Here is an 18,116-nt window from a genome sequence, read left to right as displayed (position 1 = left end):
ATGATTGCTTTATATTGTTAAAGAACGTTGCGATTAAAGCGTTAAACTTTATCTCGCTAGGGCTGCGCATCTTACGCCCTCCTATTTTTTTGTCAATACTTAATTTTGTTAAACTTGAAAGTTTTTAAAACTAAGTTTTACTCGACTCACTGAGTAGCTCGTTCCTCGCTATGCGTTGCGCTCTGCCGTCTCAGTGGGGTCGCATTATAGGGAGAACGGATTTTTACGCAAGCGTTTTTTGATAAAAACTATAAATAAAAGCTCTTTCGTGCATTTTTCACTCTAAAGAGCTAAAAGCAGTACAAAAAACAAACTAAACCTAAACACAAAGGCCAGTTTGTTTTAAATATAGCGATGTATAAAACGCAAAAAGCACCTATAAGGTGCTTTTAAGTTAATTTATTAACTGCGCGTATTAATACAAAATACTATAAAGCTTTCTTCTGTATTTCGCTGCAAGTGCATCTCCATCTGGTAGAGAAGCGATAATTGCTAAAAAGCTTGCTTTAGCGTCATTAAAGTTAAGATCCTTTTTAAGTACGCTGAACAGTGTTTCGAGTGCTTCTTCTTTTCGTCCTGCATCATTTAGCAATTGGCTTAGCTCTATTTTCAGGTCTAAGTCATTTGGGTACTTTTCTACTTGAGATTGCTTTTCTTTTATCTCTGGCGAGTCGGTAGCTTCTAGAGCCGCTTCGCATTTAGCTTTTATATTATGAAAATAAGCATCTTGCTCTTGGGCGTCAATGGTATCAATGAGTGCTTGCGCATCATCTAACTTGTGTATTTGAATGCATATATCGGCTAACACAAGCTTTATACGTGCGTTTGCACTGTCTATTTCATACGCTTGCTTTGCGTAATTAAATGCAGCATTTAGATCCGACTTTAATAATGCTTGTTTTGCTTGTTCAAGAAGTAGGTCCTGCTGCGCTGGTAAATGCTTACTCAGGGCTTCGCGAATTTGCGCGTCTGTTTGTGCACCCGCTAATAAATCTACTGGAGCTGAATCTTTTAACAACACAAGTGTAGGTAATGTTTGCAAGCCAACCTGCTGCGCTAATTGCGAGGCGAGTGCTTGTTCTGCGTCACAATCAAGATTAGCCACTACAATATGGTCTTTATATTGCGTAGCCAAATTTTCTAATATACCGATTTGGCTAATACACTCAGGACTTTGTGGCGAGTGGAAGTTAAGCAGCACCAACTTTTGTTGTGATGTTTCACCGAGTACTTGCTGAAGGTTTTGTGCGTTGATACTAACTATGTTGCTCATTGAATTAATTGCCATATTCATTTATTTAGGTTTTTATATGGAGACGAACATAATAAATACAAGTATTAAATACTTTCAAATAATGAGGGAAAACATGAAAATCACCTATCTAGCTGCAGCATTTATGATAGCAAGCCCACTTACTTACGCTAAGTCACTAAACTTAGATTTAACTAAGAGTATGCCAGCTATTGAAAAGTTTTACCTCGACTTACATCAATCTCCAGAGCTTTCATATCACGAACAAGAAACTGGCCAAAAAATAGCATCGCAATTAACAAAACTTGGGTTTGATGTAACAGATAATGTGGGCGGCTACGGTGTGGTAGGGATTTATAAAAATGGCACCGGCCCTACAATAATGATTCGTACTGATACCGATGGCCTACCAATCACAGAGCAAACCGGTAAACCTTATGCATCTAAAGTACAAGTGACCAATGAGCATGGGAATAAAGTAGGTGTAATGCATGGCTGTGGCCACGATATACATATGAGCTCGTTTATTGGTACTGCTGAGCAACTTATTGCCCATAAAAATAAGTGGCAAGGAACGTTAATGATGGTTGCGCAACCTGCAGAAGAAGTTGGCGGTGGAGCAAAAGCCATGTTAAGTGAAGGCTTATTTAGTAAATATGCTAAGCCTGATCATGTTATTGCGCTGCATGTTAGTGCCAGCGCGCCTGCGGGTAAGGTATCAATGAAAAATGAATACACCATGGCAAGTGTTGATTCGGTAGATATAACTATAAAAGGTAAAGGCGGACACGGCGCCTACCCACACACTACCGTAGACCCTGTAGTTATTGCGGCGCGTACGGTATTAGCATTACAAACAATCACAAGCCGCGAGCTTTCTCCACTTGAGCCTTCTGTTGTGACTGTGGGCTCTATTCATGGTGGCTCAAAGCATAATGTGATTTCCGATGAAGTAATACTACAGCTTACGCTTAGAAGCTACAACCCAGAGGTACGGACGGCGCAAATAACAGCAATAAAACGTATTACAGCGGGTATTGCTCAAAGTGCTGGCCTTACTGAGTCACACTACCCTGTTGTTCACGTTCATGAAGATGAATCTATTCCATCTACTTACAATAACCCTCAGCAAACTAATATTGTTAGGAGTGCTATTGCTGATGCAATTGGCGAAACTAATGTACTTGAGACAAAAGCGGTTATGGCTGGTGAAGATTTTGGGCTGTACGGTAGAACTGACGAAAACATTCCTATTACGTTATTTTGGTTAGGTGGAGTAAACCAGCAGCAATATACAAATGCGATGAAAAGTAACCAAATACTTCCTTCATTACACTCAAGTAAATTTGCGCCAGATTATAAAGTAGCATTACCGACCGGTATAAAAGCCATGAGTAACGCTGTAGTCGCGTTATTTAATAAAAAATAAGCCGTATTTGAGAGCTCAGCGATTAAGTGGTTGCTGAGCTCTTTTTATAATTTGATTTTTTAAATGGTGCTTTTTTACCACCCTTAGCAAAGCGCTTTTTAGGCGGTGTTTTAGGCAGCTTTGAAAATACATGGCTATCACAACTAGCTGCTTGCTGTACAAAACCTTCAAGCTCCACCAGCAGTGGTTGTAAAAATTGTTGGTAGCTCATTGCTTGTTGAGCAATGTTGCCTAAGCTCGCCTCCCATTTAGCGGTCAAATCGGGGCTAGCTAAGCCCTCTGGTAAAACACTAATAAGTGCCAAGCCTGTTTGTGTAGCTTTAATTGATTTACCTTCGCGCTTTAAAAAACGACGCCTAAATAATAATTCAATAATGCCTGCGCGGGTTGCCTCTGTTCCTAGCCCATCGGTCTCTTTGAGTATTTTTTTAATTTGTGAATCTTTTACATAACGACTAATGCCGGTCATGGCACTTAGCAATGTTGCATCAGTAAAATGAGACGGTGGCGTAGTATGTTTTTCTACCACTTCATCTTTAGTGCAGTTAAGCGCCATGCCTTTTGTTAAATGAGGTAAGGTTGCTTCATCTTTTAGCTCGGCTTTGCCCATTAATACCTTAAACCCTAAGCTTACATCTTGCTTTGCATTGGCTTTAAATAAACCTCCCGCAATTGTTACCTCTACTTTAGTTTCGTTATAAATATAATCGGGGTAAAACTGAATTAGGTAATGCCTGCTAATAAGTTGATATACTTTTGCTTCATCAGGCGCCAAAGTCGCTGTTTTTAGTTGTTTAGCGGTAGGTACAATTGCATGGTGTGCAGCCACTTTTGCATCGTTAAAACATTTGCTGCGTTTTTTAGCGTCTGCCCCATTCACAAACTCAGTATTTTGACCGCCATTAGCTGCAATTGCTTTTAAAATTACAGGCGCATCTAAATGATGCTCTTTAGGCAAATAACGATTATCAGAACGAGGGTAAGTAATTAACTTATGACGCTCATAGAGCGTTTGGCAAATATCGAGTACTTGCTGAGCTGCCATACCAAATGCCTTTGCAGCATCTATTTGCAGTGCCGATAAATTATAAGGCAGCGGCGCGCTTTGTTTTTTTTGTTTTTGTTCAAGTGCTGTAACCTCGCCTGGTTGATTGGCTATTCGCGAAGCGACGTTTTCGGCTAATGCATTATTTAAAACGCGGCCCTCTTCATCTTGGTACGGCTCGCAGGCTTTGCTTGGTACCCATTTGGCCACAAAGCTTTGCTGCTCTGGGGTTATTAAATGCGCCAACACTTCATAAAATGGTTTTGACACAAAGTTAGCTATTTCGTTATCCCGGTTAACCACTAAACCTAAAATTGGAGTTTGTACGCGACCCACCGACAACACATTGCCAAAGCCTGCTTTTTGTCCCGCCAGCGTATAAGCACGCGTAAGGTTCATACCAAATAGCCAATCTGCACGTGAACGCGCAAGCGCCGACACACTAAGCGGAATAAATTCACGATTTGAACGCATAGTAGTAAGCGCTTTTTTTACCGCCGCTAAATTTAAATCACTTATAAGTAAACGTTGAATGCTTTGCTTTTTGGTTTTACTTATTTTGGCTTGCTCTATGACTTCATCAACCAACAATTGGCCTTCGCGATCGGGATCGCCCGCATGCACGAGTACTGATGCCTGCTTAATTAGCTTTTTTAAAATAGTTAATTGTTTACGCGTTTTCGTTTTTGCCTTGAGCTGCCATTGCTGTGGCACTATGGGAAGGTGTTCAAATTGCCACTTTTTAAAACGCGCATCATAATCATCAGGTTCAGCTTGCTCAAGTAAGTGCCCTATACACCACGAGACACAGTCACCATTAGCCACTTCTATATAACCATCGTGTTTTTTATGTGGTTTTGGCAATGCATCAGCAATAGCTCTGCCAAGTGATGGCTTTTCTGCGATATAGAGTTTCATGGGAGTTGCTCATTAACTGTTTATATGAACAGTAGTTTAGCACAGCTATTTAGAAGGTGGAGCGCTTTCTATTTTTGAGGGGGAATTACTTTTTTTAGCGAAAAGCATAATTAAAGGTAAATAACACACTATGACGGTGCCAATGTTGATAAAGGGCATTAACGTTTTGTAAATAATGGTGCTGTACGCTAAATCCCAAAGATGACGGTCAACCAATCTGAATAATTGTAATATAGGTGCGCCAATAACCACTAACTGACCAATAACGCATTGCCATAAATAAACTTTATCTTTTATTCCCCAATAAGCTATTAACGCCATCCATATAATATCGGTAGCCGCCCATACTAAATAACGATAGATATAAATATCGTCAAATTCTCTCAAGCTAGAGGCTGTTATCCCCCCAAAAAAGAAAAAAGCGACGGTCAGTAATGCAAATCTAAAGGCTAAGTAATCTTTAAATATAAAAAATATAAAAAGAGCCGGGCTTAGCATAAAGACCCAGCTTTTACTTAAAATACTAACGAAATACAAAAACCAATCAGGCAAAATGTTTTACCTTATTTTTCTTTTGTATCGTCGTCGGTACCATCACCATTACCTGGCATATCACAATATTTAATTATAACTTTCACAGCGCATCCATTACATATGTTAAGGAAATGTACTTTAAGCTAAAATAATGAGCGTGCCAAGATACTTAGGTGATTAAGTACCTTAAAAAGAAACTTAATTAGAAAAATTAGCGCCCGCTACTCGCCTAGCGCACATCAATAGGGTCTGACTCTTTAGCCTTACCTTGTAAGATTGATATTTCTACTCGGCGATTTCTACGCCTATCTTCGTTTGAATCATTCGGAACAAGTGGACGAGTATCAGCACGCCCTACTACCATCATGCGGTTTTTATCAAACCCTTGTACCGTTTGTAATTCGCTTGCTACTGCTACTGCACGCTTTGACGATAAGTCCCAGTTATTAATATATAACTCGTTAGAAACCTGAAAATCATCGGTGTGACCCGATACCGTAATTTCACCAGGTACATCTTTTAATAACTCACCAATATCTTGAATTATGGGCTTAAACTTAGGTTGTAAAAAAGCACTGCCAGAGGGGAATGAGCCATTTTCACGGATACGAATAATGATTTGCTGCCCTAAAGATTCAAGCTCGATTGCACCGTCGATAATTTGTTTTTCGAGCTGTTGCGCTATTTTTTTCACTAACTCGTTAGTTTGTTCTTGATCGGCGGCTGAAGTTGCTTGCTCTGAAGATTGTTGCTGCGATGTACTACGTGACTCGCCACCACGTTTATCGCCACGTTGCTCTTGTCTACCACCAGCTGAGCTTTCATCACCCGCTTGAAACTCTAACATTTGCTGGGTCATTTCAACGGTTTGTTGCTGAATGGTTTCTATCGGGGTAGGTTCAGGCTTACCTGGGGTAAATTCCATAGCAATAACCGAGGTCCCTTTAGGGATATCTTTTACTTCTATTTTGTTTTGCACACCAAATGCAAACTTCATCGAGCCTGCTATTTGCTTAAATTTAAGTACATCCATTTCTGAAAACGCGAGCAAAAGTACAAAAAAGCACATTAAAAGCGACATTAAGTCGGCAAATGTTCCCATCCAAGCAGGCAAACCTGGGGGTGGGCATTTGCACTCTTGATCAGACATGGTTACTCCTCGGTATCTACTTTGCGCTTAGACTCAGCAAGGTAGTTTTTCAAAATACCTTCAATTACTTTCGGGTTTTGGCCATCTTGAATACCTAAAATAGCATCCAGTATTAGACGCTGATTCATGGCTTCTTCGTCTTTACGAAGCTCCAGTTTTACCTGAATAGGAATAGCCACTACATTTGCTAAAAATGCACCATATAAAGTAGTTAATAATGCCACCGCCATCGCGGGGCCAATGGCTTTAGGGTCATCCATGTTAGATAACATAGCAACTAAGCCTATTAACGTTCCTATCATACCCATTGCAGGGGCTATATCGGCAAGTGACTTAAATAAACCGGCGCCCAGTTCGTGACGAGTTGTGGTTAAAGAAATGTCTTTTTGAAGCGTGGCACGAACTACATCAGCATCGTGGCCATCAACGAGCATATCTACACCTTTGCGCATAAAGGGGTTTGGTATTTCGGCTTCTTCGAGGGCTAAAAACCCCCCTTTACGGGCTGAATCAGCAAGTTCAACTGCTTTTTCAATCAGCTCTTCTGGCGATTCGATTTTAAACATAAATGCTTTACCAACAACCTTACCTATGCCCAAAAACTGCGACAAGGTAAAGTTTGATAACACAATAAATAGTGAGCCACCAAATACAATTACACTAGAAGGCGCATCGGCAAACATCCCCATTTCACCGCTACTACTCATAAACATGGACATGACAATTAAACCAATTGCGCCAAGGATCCCAATTATGGTTGCTAAATCCACATTTCCTCCAAAGTATTATACTTTGTTATTCAAACTTTTATTGTTAACTGCTTATCGGCAAGATACTGAAATACTTAAGCCATTTTTGAAAAAAGTGTAAAACACTGTGTTTGGCCTAATTTTAGATCAAGATACCCTACTCGCCTAGCGACTGATTAATTTTATTGTACACAGTGAGCACTAATACGCATCTTATACATGGTAAAAATGCGATTTAAACTGATATAACTCAAAAAACAACGATCATCCTTTGACCTAGTTTAGCATTCCCCCTAAAATTGGCTCCTAAATTTATCATGCTGGCTGAAATTAAACATGGCGACTAAAAAACCTGAAAACCTAAGTTTTGAACAAGCACTCGAAGAACTATCAACCATTGTCGGTGAAATGGAACAAGGTGATTTATCGCTTGAGCAGTCGTTAAAGCAATTTGAGCGTGGTATAGCCTTAGCTAACGCCTCAACGGGTAAGTTACAACAAGCAGAACAAAAAGTGTCTATTTTGATGGGTAATGACGAAAAAGCAGCGCTTACTTCATTTAACAACGATATGGAATAACCGTGAGCATACAAGAAAAAATAGAATGTGCTCAACAAGATGTCGTAAAGACCCTGCAACAGTACTTTGATCAACCCCTTGATACCGCACACACGGTAAAAGAAGCTACGCAGTACGGCTTATTTAACGGTGGCAAGCGTTTACGCCCCTTTTTAGTCTACGCAAGTGGTGAAATGCTCGGAGCTAATAAGCAAGATTTAGATATTCTTGCTGCTGCTATTGAGTGTATTCATAGCTACTCGTTGGTGCACGATGATTTACCAGCCATGGATGATGACGACCTTCGCCGTGGACGCCCAACTTGCCATATAGAGTTTGACGATGCGCATGCAATTTTAGCGGGCGATGCACTACAAACATTGGCCTTTGAGCTTATCTCGACTCACAATTTTACCTGCAGCGCATCAACACAAGTAAAAATGATCAGCGCACTGGCTAAAGCATCGGGGCTTGAAGGCATGGTCGGCGGGCAAGGGCTAGATATTGCCGCCACAGATAAAGTGATTACAGTACAACAGCTTGAACGAATTCATAGATTAAAAACGGGTGCCTTAATCAACTGTGCCATTACATTGGGTGCATTATGTAGCGAAAAAGCAGACAAACAAACCTTAGAAAACTTACGTGTTTTTGGGTATGCTATAGGGCTGGCATTTCAAGTGCACGACGACATTTTAGATGTTGAAGGTGACACATTTACTTTAGGTAAGCCACAAGGCTCTGATTTAGCTGCTAATAAAGCAACTTATCCGGCCCTATTAGGTATGCAAGGTGCCAAACAAATGGCGCAAAATTTAATAGAGCAAGCGCATCAAGCATTAAACAAAATAGATGCTGATACCTCTACTCTAGCGGCGCTGGCAAACTACCTGATTAAACGTGACCATTGAGTGTTACATATACGTATTGCCATTTAGCACTGACATTATTACTCAACAGCGGTAACAACTAATAAGTTAGCACCGGTGTTAGCGAAGGATAAAATAAATACCATGACACTTGATAGTAGCAAGTATCCATTACTTAACTTGGTTGACGAACCAGCCCACTTACGCGATATAGCGCAAGATAAACTCCCTGCGTTTAGCAACGAGTTACGAGACTATTTACTCAACTCTGTTTCGCAAAGTAGCGGCCATTTAGCGTCTGGTTTAGGAACTGTTGAGCTTACCGTTGCTCTACATTATGTGTATAACACACCAGAAGATCGCCTTGTATGGGATGTAGGCCATCAAGCGTACCCGCATAAAATTTTAACGGGACGACGCGATTTAATGCATACAATTCGTCAAAAAGACGGATTACATCCATTCCCTTTTCGTGAAGAAAGCCAATACGATACCTTTAGCGTAGGCCATTCAAGTACCTCTATTTCGGCAGCACTTGGTATGTCTATTGCGGCTCAAAAAGAAGGTAAAGGCCGCAAAACTGTTGCCGTTATAGGCGATGGCGCCATTACAGCAGGTATGGCATTTGAAGCCATGAACCACTTGGGCGATGTAAAATCTGACATGTTAATCATTTTAAATGATAACGAAATGTCGATTTCTGAAAACGTCGGTGCGTTAACTAATCACTTTGCGCGTATTTTATCTGGCAGCTTTTACACAAATATTCGCGAAGGCAGTAAAAAGTTACTCTCTGGCGTGCCTCCTGTTAAAGAGCTTGCCAGTAAAGTAGAAGAGCACCTAAAAGGAATGGTTATTCCAGGTACCTTTTTTGAAGAACTAGGTCTTAATTACATTGGCCCAATTGATGGCCACGATGTAAATATGCTCGTAGATACACTGCGTAATATGCGTAATTTAAAAGGGCCTCAGCTTTTACATATAAAAACTCAAAAAGGAAAAGGCTATAAACCCGCAGAAGCTGATCCTATTGGCTATCACGGTGTGCCAAAGTTTGACCCTAATACATCAAGCTTACCTAAATCTAAACCTGGCGCCGCCACTTTCTCTAAGGTGTTTGGTGATTGGTTGTGTGATATGGCCGAGCAAGATAAAAAATTAATGGCTATTACCCCGGCAATGCGTGAAGGCTCAGGTATGGTGCGTTTTTCAAAAGAGCACCCAGAGCAGTATTTTGATGTAGCTATAGCTGAGCAGCACGCTGTCACATTAGCCGCCGGTTTTGCCTGTGAAGGGTTAAAACCCGTTGTAGCTATTTACTCGAGCTTTTTACAACGTGCGTATGATCAACTTATCCATGATGTTGCACTGCAAAACTTACCAGTGCTTTTTGCTATAGACCGCGCTGGTATTGTAGGCGCCGACGGCGAAACACACCAAGGTGCGTACGACTTAAGCTTTATGCGCTGTATTCCAAACATGGTTATTATGGCCCCAAGTGATACTAACGAGTGCCGCCATATGCTTTATACCGGTTATAAGGCTAATTGCCCTGTAGCAGTTCGCTACCCTCGTGGTAGTGCCGGTACTGCCGAAATTCAAAGCGAAATGACACTACTAGAAATAGGCAAAGCCAATACCATTAAACAAGGCGCTAAAATTGCTATTTTATCCTTTGGTACTTTGCTTGAAAACGCGCAACTTGCTGCAAATGAGCTAGGTGCAACGCTAGTTAATATGCGCTTTATTAAGCCACTCGATACAAGTTTATTAGATGAGCTTAGCCAAACTCATGATGTAATAGTAACGCTTGAAGACAACGCTATTTGTGGTGGCGCAGGCTCAGCGGTTAATGAATATTTAGCAGCGCAAAAAGCTAACCTAAAAGTGCTTAACTTAGGTATTCCTGATGAATTTATTAAGCACGGCACACAAGCACAAATGCACGATGAAATGGGCTTAGGCGAACAAGGCATTTTAAATTCAATAAAATCGTTTATCGCTTAATTAAATAAAAAAAGGAGCTTTTAAGCTCCTTTTTTTTACCTATGCCTTTTACAGCTTAGCTTTCTCATTACTTCATACGTTTGGTTTAACTATCAATAGCCAACACGCATATAAAAGGTATCGATTTAACTTTATCGCATCCACACTTTAATATCTGCTAAGCCATTACTTTGTAAAATACCCAGCTGCTGATCTACATTCGAATTTTGCTCAAACTCAAACGCATCCAACTGTTTATCAAACGTAATATTTGCGACACCGTCACCACCGCGTTTTTTAACCTGATGAAGCGCTATATCGGCTAAGTTTATCGACGTTTCCCAGCTTATTACTTGCCCACCTAAAAGTGGCAGTGGGTAAAAAGACCACCCTAGTGAAGCCGTAATATTGGTTGTTTTACCGTTTGGTAATTGAAACGAATTTAATGCGATTGCTTGGCATAAATCAGAGGCATAGCTGTCAATCATGTTGCACTTAAAATCGCGCAGCAATAATAAAAACTCATCCCCACTCCAGCGTGCTACATAGTCAGAGCCTTGGGTACGCGAATTAAGTAATGCTGCCATTTGTTGTAAACAGCTATCCCCTGCTATTGGGCCATACGCATCGTTTATACGGCTAAAGTTATCAAAGTTGATAATAAGCAGTACAAGTGACTTACCTTGCGCTTGTAAAGACTGTGCATTACGTTGGAAGTGCTCAATATCTTTAGGGAGCTGATCAAACAAAAAGCGGCGGCTACGTAGCCCTGTAAGCTCATCTGAGTGACTAACTAGTTTAAGCTGTGAGTTTACTTGGCCTAATTTATCGTTAGCTTGGCGCAGCTCTAATGTACGCTCTGTAACCAGGGCTTCGAGTACTTCTTGCTTACGGCGCTCTTGCGCTCTAAACACCCAAAAAATAAAGTAAAACAGTAAAATAAACCCACTAACAATTAGCAATCTAAAGTAAATAGTTTCGTCAAAGCGCTGCGGTACTACAAATGCATACTCGACAGTTTGCGCTCTCTCCCAATCTTCGCCTTGGCGTTTTGCCTCAAGCTCAAATAAAAATGACCCTGCCGGTAAGTTTGTATAAATGGCTTCTCGGCGTGCATTAGCATAGCGCCAATCGCTATCTAACCCACTTAACTTATATCTAAACTCAATACTATTTGGCGCATAATAATCGATGGCGGTGTACTTTAACGTTATGTCGCGCTCATCAGTATCTAGTAAAGGCTTTTCGCCCAATGCTGCGGTAGTTAACGCGCGCAGTGGTGTGGTCAGTGTTTCTACTTTAGGCTTTAATACATTTAGGCCAAATAGCTCGGTATTTTTAGGTATTTCTACAATGCCTTGTAAGCTTGGGTACCAAATTGAATAATCGGTCATGGCAACGGCATCGTGTCCTAAACCGTTACAACACTGGCTTGCTTTACCATCGAGCTGCCTATCAAAAGAAGAAATAACCTCTTCCACTTTTAAGCTCGACACCTCTGATTTAAATTGCGCTACTGGCATACGGTAAACACCTTTCATGGTACTTACCCATACACGCTTATAAGTTTCGTCATACTCTAGGCTAAAAATAGAGCCATAAGGTAAGCCGTTGGCTGCATCTAACTGTCGCCAATGCCCTTGCAAACTTCTGTAAAATAAGCCGTCATTAAGCGAGCCAATTAAAATACCTACACCATCTATGTGTAATACGCTGGTGATGTATGCACTTTCGAGCGAAGTTTGGTCACCTATTTTTTCAATGCCACGGTCAGTAAAGTAATACGCCCCTTTACTGGTTCCGATTACACCAAAGTTTGCTTTATCGAGCACATACGTTATAAATTTACTGCCTAAAAAGGCATTGTATGCAAAGGGTGTTAACCCGCCATAACTTAGCCTATACAAGCCACGCCCTGTACCTATCCAAAAACCACCTTTGCTTGATGGGCTAATAGCAAATACAGGGTTGTCGCGCAGGGCTCTGCCAGGAAAACTGTATAGTTTATCTTGCTCGTAAAAAAACAGCCCTCGTCCGGTGGCTATATATAAACGCGAGCCATCAAACTGTAAGTCGTGTACTGTTGCGCGGCCAAATTGCGCACTGGGTATTTTATTGACAAAGTTTTTATTTAAATCGAAATAACCAATACCACTTTTATTTGCCACCCATAAATTACCATCGGGCGCTTGGCTGATTGCCATAACGGCCTCTGTCATTTGCGATAAAGCAGAGTGGCGCTCAATACGCCCTTCGTGTGCAAGCCATAAGCCTTCGCTAAAACTTGCAAGCCAAATATTATTTTGGCTATCGCGGTAAATATCGGCAAACCAAATACTTTGATCTAGCTGACTTGGCTCAACCCATTGCCACTCACCCGACTTAGCTCTAAAAAGCAGTCGTCCATACGTAGAAACCCATAAGCCACCATTGGTGTCGCTCATAAATTTATACACAGCTGAGTTATTCGCATTCGGCAGCGGAAAAGGTCTTAGTTCATCGTCTAAATCCAAAAAGTAGGCACCCAGTTCAGAGGCTAAATATAAATTACCATTTAAAAAAGACAGATCATGAACAATGGTTTGTGCTAACCGCTCAGGCAACGACACCTTAGCTGTTAACTCCAACCTTAGTTTTGAAAAATCTGAGGCGCTTTTAGTTAAGCGTAGTAAATGACGGTCGTTGACAAGCCAAATCCCCTCTGGAGAAAGCGCCATTTGACTAACCGACCCCACTATTTGGGTGATCACGGTGGCATTTACAATAGGTACGAGTTCGTTCGCTTTATCACGTAAATCAACTTGGTTGCGGTCTACATAATAAAGCCCATTAGCTGCAATCCAAATGCTGCCCTTGGCATCTTCTAATATGTCTCTAACTGGGCCTTTAATATTAAATTCTTGTGCGGCAAGCGTTTGCGGGTTTATGACCACCAAGCCACTTTTAGTGCCCACCCACAGATAGCCATTACTATCTATGAGCAGTTTATTAATACCATTGCTTGGCAAAAAAGGACTATTTTGTGTGTTGTAATTAGTAAAAGTTGTGCCGTCAAAGCGACTAAGGCCAAATTGCGTTCCGACCCACATATAGCCTTGCTGATCTTGCACAACACTTTTTAGCGATTGCGAGGGCAAGCCATCTTTGATATTCCATTGCTTAACAACGTAATCAGTAATAGAAGCCCAACTTGGCATGGCACACAACATAAGTACACATACCAGTAAAAATCGCATCATTTCGCTGCCACCTAGTTAAACAAATAAAACACAAAAATTAAAAGGGTAGTAAACCTGCTTTTATTAACGCTTGCAAACAAATAAGCGAAAAAATACCGGCAAGTACATCATCTGCCATTATACCCACGCCGCCGTCCATTCGCTTATCGAGCGTTTTGATCGGGCCAGGTTTGGCAATATCAAAAAATCTAAATAATAAAAAGCCTACAAGTAAGGTTTGCCAACTAAGCGCTGCACCAATCATCGTAATGTAATAACCCGCAACTTCATCCCACACTATGGCTGGATGGTCGTGCACACCTAAATCATCGGCGGTTTTGCCACACGCCCAAATACCAAAAATACTAATAACCACGGCAAACACTATCTGTAGCCAAAGCGGAAAATACATGGTCATAAAAATAAATGGTAAAGCAGCAAATGTACCAAAGGTGCCTGGCGCAACAGGCGCAAGGCCAGTGCCAAACCCTAGGCCAAATAACTGGTGCGGGCGCTTTAAATTAAACTGTTTTTTGCTAGTCAAACCTGCTCCTTGGCAAAGTGCTCAAAGCCCTGTTGCTCAAAATTAAATTTTTCACCGTGGTGTAAAAGCTCAATGTGCCCTTCGCCACTTTTTATTTGCCCTATGCACGTTGCTTCTACGCCGTATTGACGTAATTTAAGCTCCAACATGCTTTTATTATCTTCAGAGACAGTAAAAAGTAATTCGTAGTCATCGCCATAGCCTAAAATATACGGCAATTGCGCCTCAAAGCTCAGGCTTGAACGCATAGCGTCTGAGGTTGGGATGTTTTCAATATTTATACTGGCGCTGACTTGTGACATATCAAGTATGTGGCTTAAATCCGCCACAAGGCCATCAGACACATCAATAGCTGATGAAGCAAGGCCGCGTAATACTTGCCCTGCAGCCACCCGTGGAGTGGGGTAATCAAAGCGGCTATTTATGTACTTTAAGTGCTCAGGCTCAATACTTAGGCCACGCTTGCGAGATTCAATAGCCAAGCCGGCATCACCTAGCGTGCCGGTTACACATACCCAGTCGCCCACTTTAGCACCTGCACGGCGTAAAGCTTTTCCCTCTGGCACAGTGCCTTTAGCGCATATAGTAACTGTTAAAGGGCCCTGCGTAGTGTCGCCACCAATTATTTGTACATTAAAGTACTCAGCAATTTCGTGCATTCCCTCAGTAAATTCTTCAATCCACTGCTGGTTAATATTTGGTAGGGTTAATGCCACCGACACCCAAGTAGGCTCAGCCCCCATAGCTGCTAAATCACTTAGATTTACGGCCAGTGCTCGGTGTCCTAATGCTCGGGGAGAAATGTCATCAAAAAAATGAACACCCGATACAAGCGTATCAGTTGTTACTGCAAGTTGGCAGTTTTGCGGAACGGTAACTAATGCACAGTCGTCCCCTATTCCTAGGCTTACATCACGACGAGTTATACCACGACCTTTAAAGTAGCGGTTTATTAATTCAAATTCCTTCATACACAAAAAAGCCGACCTATGCCGGCTCTCCTTTTTAACGTGTACTAACTGTTAAAGCTAAGCTCTTTAGCAGAGCGCTTTAGCAAGGTTAGTATTACTTGCGTAAATGCTTAACAGCTTTATCAAGTACACCGTTTACAAATTTATGGCTGTCTTCAGCGCCAAATATTTTAGCAAGCTCAATGCCTTCATTGATTGCTACTTTGTATGGCACATCTTCACGGAATTTAAGCTCATACGCGCTTAAACGTAAAATTGCACGCTCTACCATATCTAAATCATCAAATGGACGTGTTAAATGCGGAGATACAGCTTCATCTAGTTGCTTATAATTAACGGCAACGCCACGCGCTAAATCTTTAAAGTATTCAACATCAATTTTAGTCACGTCGTTTTCGATCAACATTTGTTGTTCGATATCGGCAATTAAATTGCCACTTAATTGCCAAGAATAAACGGCTTGAAGTGCTAAGATACGTGCTTTACGTCTTGCTGCTGGTTTCACAAAAATTCCTTAAACTTAAATTTTATCTAACACATTAACCATTTCAAGCGCGCCTAATGCCGCTTCGCCGCCTTTGTTACCCATTTTGGTACCAGCGCGTTCAATTGCTTGTTCAATGCTTTCTGTGGTTAATACGCCAAATGCAACCGGGATATCATACTCAAGCGATACATTTGCAAGGCCTTTGTTAGATTCGCCAGCAACGAGGTCAAAGTGTGGTGTACCACCTCTGATCACTACGCCTAATGCGATGATTGCATCATACTCTTTTTTTGCCGCAATGCGTTTTGCCGCTAAAGGTAACTCTACTGCACCGGGTACATACACAACGGTAATGTCATCATCGGCTACGCCACCAGTACGCTTTAGCTCATCAACAGCACCTTCTAGTAGGCTGCTACCAATAAAATCGTTAAAACGAGAAATAACAATAGCGAATTTTTTGCCTGGAGCGTACTTATTACCTTCAATAATTTTCATTTGATAACCCTAAAAATATGTTCAAGCGGTTGCGATTGCGCAAAAATTGCTGCGCATCATACCATAAAAATAAAAAAATAGACTAGTTAAAAGCTGAGCCCTTATTGTGGCTCAACGTAATCAACCACTTCTAAATGAAAGCCCGAAAGTGCATGGTACTTTTTAGGGCGACTCATTAAGCGCATTTGCTTAATACCTAAATCAGCCAGTATTTGCGAGCCCACACCAACAGTGCGTGATGTGCCTTTAAATTTACGCGGCGTAACATTCTCGCCAGCATCGGCAGCAGCAAACGCTTTTACTGTGGCCTCTAGCTCTTCGGTGCTTTCTTGTTTACCTAAAATAACCAGTGCACCGTTATTTTTTGCAATGTAAGCCATCGCATCTGAAAGCCCCCAACTACGGTCCGCACTTCTGTCTGAAAGCAAAATATCGTTAAAGGTGCTTTGTAAGTGCACGCGCACAAGCGTTGGTTCTTGCTCTTTAATTTCGCCTTTTAGCAATACGTAGTGCAGTTGGCCGTCAATCGTATCTTTGTAGGTTACTAAATCAAACTCACCGTGCTCAGTGGGTAATTTACACTTAGCCACTTGCTCTATGGTGGTTTCGTTAAGGTTTCGGTATTCAATTAAATCTGCAATTGTGCCAATTTTAATACCATGCTCTTTAGCAAATACTTCTAAATCAGGGCGGCGCGCCATAGTGCCATCAGCATTGAGGATTTCTACAATAACTGATGAGGCTTCAAGGCCGGCTAAACGTGCTAAATCACACCCGGCTTCGGTATGGCCTGCGCGCGTTAACACGCCACCTGGCTGTGCCATAATAGGAAAAATATGTCCAGGTTGTACGATATCGCTTGGTACAGCACCCTTTGCAATTGCCGCTTGAACTGTACGCGCTCTATCGGCTGCTGATATACCCGTTGTTACACCTTTAGATGCTTCAATCGACATAGTAAAGTTAGTAGAAAACGCTGCGCCATTGTTTTTAACCATTAACGGTAAATCAAGCTGCTCACAACGCTCTTGCGTCATGGTTAAACAAATTAAGCCACGGCCATGAGTGGCCATAAAGTTAATTGCTTCGGCGCTAATGTGCTCTGCTGCAATGATTAAATCACCTTCGTTTTCTCTGTCTTCGTCATCCATTAAAATAACCATTTTACCGGCTTTAATGTCGTCGATGATTTCTTGTGCGCTGTGTAAATTCATAAATTTGCTCGTGTAAGTTATCAGTGTCGTTATTTAACAAAACCAGCTTTAGCTAGTAAGCTCATTGAAATATCTGAGCCAGTCGGCTGCTCAGCCCCTTTAATAAGGCGCTCTAAATAACGTGCAATTTGGTCGACTTCTAAATTAACGCGTGTGCCCACTTTAAAATCAGCAATGGTGGTTTGCTCGCTTGTGTGCGGCACTATGGTTAATTTAAATGTATTACCTTGTACAGCGTTTACTGTCAGGCTTATACCATCTATACATACAGACCCTTTGTAAGGAATGTACTTCATTAAATTTTCATCGGTGCTTAGCCAATATTCTGTGGCGCGCGCATTACTAGTAATAGCTGTAATGGTTGCAATGCCATCAACATGACCTGACACTAAATGCCCGCCTAAACGTGAAACCGGCTGCATGGCTTTTTCAAGGTTAACTGTTTGGCCAATATTATAATTTGCAAACCCAGTTAAGCTGATAGTTTCGTTTGATAAGTCGGCACTAAAGCCATCAATGTGCTTATCAACTACCGTTAAACATACGCCATTTGTGGCAATGCTATCGCCAAGCTTTACATCGCTCATATCAAGATTAGCGCTTTGAATACGAATGGCTAAATCGCCTTGTTTTTTTTGTAATAGCGCAATTTTGCCTGTGGCTTCAATTATTCCAGTAAACATAGCCCTACTCT

General features: G+C 41.4%; 16 protein-coding genes. 4 read left to right on the top strand and 12 right to left on the bottom strand.

Translation table 11 applies throughout. The features are described from left to right. Positions 1–415 precede the first annotated feature (415 nt). Positions 416–1,273, bottom strand: a complete 858-nt coding sequence (locus tag MTF64_RS16465; RefSeq protein ID WP_024031324.1) for a tetratricopeptide repeat protein — start codon at positions 1,271–1,273, stop codon at positions 416–418. A gap of 94 nt (positions 1,274–1,367) precedes the next feature. Here MTF64_RS16465 and MTF64_RS16460 point away from each other — a divergent pair, with 94 nt between their 5' ends. Beyond that, positions 1,368–2,681, top strand: coding sequence for an amidohydrolase (locus MTF64_RS16460; protein WP_248452027.1), 1,314 nt, complete (start codon positions 1,368–1,370; stop codon positions 2,679–2,681). 22 nt (positions 2,682–2,703) lie between these two features. On the opposite strand, the gene MTF64_RS16455 is transcribed toward MTF64_RS16460, so the two are convergent. The 4 genes from MTF64_RS16455 to pomA all read right to left on the bottom strand — a co-directional run bounded on the left by MTF64_RS16455 (position 2,704) and on the right by pomA (position 7,098). Then, positions 2,704–4,644 carry a DNA topoisomerase III gene (locus tag MTF64_RS16455; protein ID WP_248452026.1) on the bottom strand — a complete coding sequence of 647 codons (1,941 nt, stop codon included), beginning with the start codon at positions 4,642–4,644 and terminating at the stop codon, positions 2,704–2,706. A gap of 45 nt (positions 4,645–4,689) precedes the next feature. Further along, positions 4,690–5,196, bottom strand: a complete 507-nt coding sequence (locus tag MTF64_RS16450) for a hypothetical protein (protein WP_031289574.1) — start codon at positions 5,194–5,196, stop codon at positions 4,690–4,692. A 211-nt stretch (positions 5,197–5,407) separates the two neighbouring features. Beyond that, on the bottom strand, positions 5,408–6,328 hold the full coding sequence (locus tag MTF64_RS16445; RefSeq protein ID WP_004586875.1) for a flagellar motor protein MotB: 921 nt from the start codon (positions 6,326–6,328) through the stop codon (positions 5,408–5,410). 2 nt (positions 6,329–6,330) lie between these two features. Continuing rightward, a complete protein-coding gene (pomA, locus tag MTF64_RS16440) occupies positions 6,331–7,098 on the bottom strand; it encodes a flagellar motor protein PomA (RefSeq protein WP_004586874.1) in 768 nt (255 codons plus the stop codon). A 315-nt stretch (positions 7,099–7,413) separates the two neighbouring features. On the opposite strand from pomA, the gene MTF64_RS16435 reads away from it, so the two are divergent. From MTF64_RS16435 to dxs, 3 genes are all read left to right on the top strand, one after another. Further along, on the top strand, positions 7,414–7,656 hold the full coding sequence (locus MTF64_RS16435) for an exodeoxyribonuclease VII small subunit (RefSeq protein ID WP_004586873.1): 243 nt from the start codon (positions 7,414–7,416) through the stop codon (positions 7,654–7,656). Between the two features lie 2 nt (positions 7,657–7,658). Further along, complete coding sequence (gene ispA / locus MTF64_RS16430; protein ID WP_029773764.1) at positions 7,659–8,546, top strand: (2E,6E)-farnesyl diphosphate synthase; 888 nt, start codon at positions 7,659–7,661, stop codon at positions 8,544–8,546. 102 nt (positions 8,547–8,648) lie between these two features. Continuing rightward, positions 8,649–10,511: a 1-deoxy-D-xylulose-5-phosphate synthase gene (gene dxs / locus MTF64_RS16425; RefSeq protein ID WP_248452025.1), complete on the top strand. Its 1,863-nt coding sequence runs from the start codon at positions 8,649–8,651 to the stop codon at positions 10,509–10,511. Between the two features lie 131 nt (positions 10,512–10,642). Here dxs and MTF64_RS16420 read toward each other — a convergent pair whose 3' ends face one another. The 7 genes from MTF64_RS16420 to MTF64_RS16390 form a co-directional block, all read right to left on the bottom strand. Then, the gene (locus MTF64_RS16420) at positions 10,643–13,729 is read right to left on the bottom strand and encodes a ligand-binding sensor domain-containing diguanylate cyclase (RefSeq protein ID WP_248452024.1); all 3,087 of its coding nucleotides are present in this window, start codon (positions 13,727–13,729) and stop codon (positions 10,643–10,645) included. A 37-nt stretch (positions 13,730–13,766) separates the two neighbouring features. Next, positions 13,767–14,252 (bottom strand): phosphatidylglycerophosphatase A, encoded by a 486-nt coding sequence (locus tag MTF64_RS16415; RefSeq protein ID WP_024031690.1) that lies wholly within the window; start codon positions 14,250–14,252, stop codon positions 13,767–13,769. Continuing rightward, positions 14,249–15,223, bottom strand: coding sequence for a thiamine-phosphate kinase (gene thiL / locus MTF64_RS16410; protein WP_248452022.1), 975 nt, complete (start codon positions 15,221–15,223; stop codon positions 14,249–14,251). The genes MTF64_RS16415 and thiL overlap by 4 nt, the downstream gene beginning before the upstream one ends. A gap of 94 nt (positions 15,224–15,317) precedes the next feature. Then, complete coding sequence (gene nusB / locus MTF64_RS16405; RefSeq protein WP_004586866.1) at positions 15,318–15,728, bottom strand: transcription antitermination factor NusB; 411 nt, start codon at positions 15,726–15,728, stop codon at positions 15,318–15,320. 15 nt (positions 15,729–15,743) lie between these two features. Then, positions 15,744–16,208 carry a 6,7-dimethyl-8-ribityllumazine synthase gene (gene ribE / locus MTF64_RS16400; RefSeq protein ID WP_004586865.1) on the bottom strand — a complete coding sequence of 155 codons (465 nt, stop codon included), beginning with the start codon at positions 16,206–16,208 and terminating at the stop codon, positions 15,744–15,746. A 101-nt stretch (positions 16,209–16,309) separates the two neighbouring features. Then, entirely contained in the window at positions 16,310–17,422 is a 1,113-nt protein-coding gene (gene ribBA, locus MTF64_RS16395; RefSeq protein ID WP_029773770.1) for a bifunctional 3,4-dihydroxy-2-butanone-4-phosphate synthase/GTP cyclohydrolase II, read from the bottom strand. A gap of 29 nt (positions 17,423–17,451) precedes the next feature. Further along, on the bottom strand, positions 17,452–18,105 hold the full coding sequence (locus tag MTF64_RS16390) for a riboflavin synthase (protein WP_054983490.1): 654 nt from the start codon (positions 18,103–18,105) through the stop codon (positions 17,452–17,454). Positions 18,106–18,116: the final 11 nt, after the last annotated feature.

This window comes from Pseudoalteromonas sp. 2CM41L (assembly GCF_023161905.1).
GTDB classification, from domain to species: domain Bacteria; phylum Pseudomonadota; class Gammaproteobacteria; order Enterobacterales; family Alteromonadaceae; genus Pseudoalteromonas; species Pseudoalteromonas atlantica.
This window is presented reverse-complemented; position numbering and strand designations above follow the sequence as displayed.